The following is a 3,577-nucleotide window of genomic DNA, read 5'->3' on the forward strand; positions in this document are numbered from 1 at the left end:
GGCGCCGAAACGCGACGATGGCCGCCTCCTCAGCCTCCGTGAGGACCGTCGAACGTGGCTCCTTTGGGCCGGTCTTGAGATCATCAACAGTCTGTCGTTTGCGCCATTTCGCAACCGTTTTGGGATTGATCCCGAGCTCCCGGCTCAACGTCGCGAGCGAAGCTTGCGATCGCTGTATCGCTGCTCTGACGGCGTACGTGGTCGTGGCGCTTCCGTGACGAACTTGTCCCATAGGGCATCCTTCCATTCCTTCGAAAGGATCACACCATCAAACCCTGGGATCAAACAACTAGGGCAGAGGGCAGAGGGGGCTACAACCAGCCCTATCTTGCCTTTCGCGCTTAGCACATCAACCGCTGTGCTGCAGGTGCGCAATCCTGCGGGCAGATTCCCGGAAGCGGACTCCCGCAGCGCTGCTGAGGCGCTCGAAGATGCTACAGGCTGTTCGACCGTCAACAACGCGCAGGAAGCGGTCGCTGCAAAGTTGCGAACCGTGGTCGCCCGTGATGAGGCGACCGACCCATTGCGGACACTTGCCGGTCTTCCCAACGCCGCGATGCAGCTTTCGCATTGCTGCCGTTCGTACGCCTCGCATCTAGAGGGGAAAATTAATCTTATCTAACCTGACATCTTGTGGTAGGCAGAGCGCCCTTATCACCATTTTGTATCTGTGCAGCATTATCGCGAGCAAACCATGCAACCTAAAATATTTCAGCGATTTTCTGGAGAGCGGGGATTTGATCTCGCCATTGATGCTATCAAAAATCAGAAAGTCACCCTTGGCAACGTCGAAGCCGCCCAAGAGCTTTGCTCACGTGGACAACTTACGTTTTTTGGTAAGGGAGAATTTCTTGCCCAGGAAGGTGATTGGGCAAATTCGATAACATTCTTGGTTGCTGGTAAGGCAGAAGTTCGTATCAAGGGCTTCAAAGTTGCCGAACGCCAAGCGGGTCAACACGTTGGCGAGATGGCTCTGATTGACCCTTCTCAGCCACGCTCTGCATCAGTTGTTGCCGTTGAGCCAACCGTCGGATTGGTTGTATCAGAAGAAGCCTTTACCTCGGTCGCTTCTAATCACCCTAACATGTGGAGAGAGCTGGCAAAGGAGATTTCAGATAGGCTTCGACAGCGTAAGAAATTCATTAGGCCCACCAATCCCGTCCCTTTCATGTTCGTTGCATGTGCTTCTGAATCTTTGCCGGTAGCAATGGCGCTACAGGCCTACTTTGAAGGTCGCGAAGTTGTGGTAGAAGTCTGGACGGACAATGTTTTCAAGCCATCTCATGGCACCATGGAAAGCTTAGAAAGTAAGCTTGAGACCGCAGATTTCACCGTGGCGATTTTTAGCGCTGATGATACGGTCAAAAGTCGTGGGGTGGAAAGGTTAGCTCCTAGAGACAACACAGTTTTTGAATTGGGTTTGTTTGCAGGAGCCATTGGACGTGAAAGGTCGTTTTTTGCAATCCAGAAACATATCGATCTAAAGGTCCCTTCTGATCTGGCAGGGATAACGTCACTACGCTTTGGCCCTGCGCAAGAACCGGACGATAAACCCGACGTTTCGGAAGCTTGCTCACAGATTGAAGAGCGTATCTCTGTTCTTGGGCCTAGGTAATTAATAGGTAAATTAAACCATGAGTTTGAAAACTGACCTCGATGCTGAGGTAAAGAAAATATACGCAGATCAATGGAACCGGCGGGACGGTCGTAAAGTTCCCGAAGATACTGATGTAACCGCAGGCAATAGCGCAGTGGATCTGGATGCAGCTATTTTGTACACAGATTTGTCAGAGTCCACCAAACTTGTAGACAACTATAAAGACTGGTTTGCGGCAGAGAACTATAAGACGTTCTTGCGATGTGCCTCCAAAGTAATCCGACAGGAAGGCGGCCAGATAAGGTCATTCGATGGCGACCGGGTTATGGGAATTTTTGTCGGCGATAACAAATGCACTTCTGCGGTAAGGGCAGGGTTGAAGATCAACTGGGCAGTTAAAGACATCATCATGCCCGCCCTAAAGAAGCAGCGACCAAATACAAAATACGTTATGAAACACGTTACCGGAATTGATCGAAGCAATGTCATGGCAATCAAAGCTGGTATTCGCAACTCCAATGATCTGGCTTGGATCGGACGAGCGGCGAACCATGCCGCAAAACTCACGTCACTTTCGGACGCATACCCAACTTGGATCACCGATAAAGTCTACGACGTCATCGAAGACGAAGCAAAGTATAGTAAAGGAACAAATATGTGGGATGAACGGAAATGGACGGCGCAAAACAATCGCCGAATATATCGTTCAACCTACAAATGGAACATTTCATGATGCGAGTACCGCCAACTACTTCTCTCAAACTGAGAGCTTCTTCCGCCAAAGGTGCAACTCTGAACAACTTGGAAGCTTCGCATGTCAAAGACGAAGACTAGGGACTGGGCAGAGTTGGATGCAGAAGGACGTGAACGACATAGATTCGACTTTGTAATTGAAGTATTGTCCACAGATGATGCTACACAAACGGCAAAGATCAGGCTCAAGCCGGACCCCAGGCGATACACTATCAAAGACTCTGGTGAGAGTCGGCTTTACATAGATAAGTTCCTGAATATTGCTATCCCGGAAGAGGTTGTTCACGAAATGATGGAGCAGCATCTTGGTGGTTTGCCTATTTCTTTTGGCCCACCCTCAATTTCGTCTGCCTCCGACTACTCCAAATCACGGCGAGCCACACTAAAGCGAGAGTTAAGAGGAGAGCCGCACTCTCCGCCGGAAGAGAAAGCACATCCTCAAAAGGATCTATTTGTCGAACCTATTGCTGACTTTGTAAGTTTCATATCAGTCGATATTGTCGGCAGCACCTCACTTCGTCAGAAACATGGCGAAAAATTTGACAGGTCTTATGAGTACTTTCTCAGAGAGTTGCTAACAAGTGTCGGTCATTTCCATGGTGCAGTTCTGAATGTGACTGGAGATGGATTCCTCGCGTACATCAATATGCCGGGTTTTACTACCCAGTGTGACAATACGGTAGACCTTGGTCTCACTCTGCTTCGCGTTCTTCGAGAAGCGATCAATCCAGCACTCGAAGAAGCTGACCTTCCGTTGTTACAAATAAGGGTCGGTGCAGATGCAGGAAAAGCCAGCAAACGAGTTGTAAGTGTTCCGGCCACAGGCTTTCAATCTTATGACATCGGCAGCGAAGCGTTAAATCGCGCAGTCAAGATTCAAGAATTCGCTCAAACGGGGCAATTCCTCATTGGGCAAGCGCTCTATGAGTTGCTTCATGTTGGCTGGCTAGAGCGCAGTTCACTTGTTCAATTCGACGGGGAGATACTGGGCGCGCCCAGCTACAGAGTATACCGTTTAATCTGATACTTACTCTGGTCGATGATCTGGGCTGTAGAGGGCTTCGCTAAATTTTTTACCGCAAATCAGATGTCCGCTTTCAGCAAATCATCTTGGCACAGAAGCTTGTGCAGCGAACTTCCGCTTCCCGCCTGACCTGCGACCCAGCTCTCCTCCAGTCTTTGGAAGAATCCGTGTATTGATTTCTGACCTCATGCGGCCTGCTGTTG

General features: G+C 49.7%; 4 protein-coding genes and 1 pseudogene. 4 read left to right on the forward strand and 1 reads right to left on the reverse strand.

The window, feature by feature from the left end; genetic code table 11:
• Positions 1–232 (reverse strand): annotated as a pseudogene (locus FOY53_RS23905) (IS481 family transposase); the annotation flags it as partial.
• Between the two features lie 126 nt (positions 233–358).
• Between FOY53_RS23905 and FOY53_RS23910 the strand changes: the two are divergent.
• From FOY53_RS23910 to FOY53_RS22425, 4 genes are all read left to right on the forward strand, one after another.
• Positions 359–622 (forward strand): hypothetical protein, encoded by a 264-nt coding sequence (locus tag FOY53_RS23910; RefSeq protein ID WP_186766733.1) that lies wholly within the window; start codon positions 359–361, stop codon positions 620–622.
• A 72-nt stretch (positions 623–694) separates the two neighbouring features.
• Positions 695–1,615 (forward strand): TIR domain-containing protein, encoded by a 921-nt coding sequence (locus FOY53_RS22415; RefSeq protein WP_146592511.1) that lies wholly within the window; start codon positions 695–697, stop codon positions 1,613–1,615.
• A gap of 19 nt (positions 1,616–1,634) precedes the next feature.
• Entirely contained in the window at positions 1,635–2,330 is a 696-nt protein-coding gene (locus FOY53_RS22420; protein ID WP_146592509.1) for an adenylate/guanylate cyclase domain-containing protein, read from the forward strand.
• Positions 2,331–2,411: 81 nt separating this feature from the next.
• Positions 2,412–3,374 carry an adenylate/guanylate cyclase domain-containing protein gene (locus FOY53_RS22425; RefSeq protein ID WP_146592510.1) on the forward strand — a complete coding sequence of 321 codons (963 nt, stop codon included), beginning with the start codon at positions 2,412–2,414 and terminating at the stop codon, positions 3,372–3,374.
• Positions 3,375–3,577 lie beyond the last annotated feature (203 nt).

It is taken from the genome of Puniceibacterium confluentis (assembly GCF_007923445.1).
GTDB lineage: Bacteria > Pseudomonadota > Alphaproteobacteria > Rhodobacterales > Rhodobacteraceae > Puniceibacterium > Puniceibacterium confluentis.

Coding starts and splice junctions, on each gene's coding strand:
- FOY53_RS22425 (WP_146592510.1), top strand. CDS start 2,412: ATGTCAAAGACGAAGACTAGGGACTGGGCAGAGTTGGATGCAGAAGGA.
- FOY53_RS22415 (WP_146592511.1), top strand. CDS start 695: ATGCAACCTAAAATATTTCAGCGATTTTCTGGAGAGCGGGGATTTGAT.
- FOY53_RS22420 (WP_146592509.1), top strand. CDS start 1,635: ATGAGTTTGAAAACTGACCTCGATGCTGAGGTAAAGAAAATATACGCA.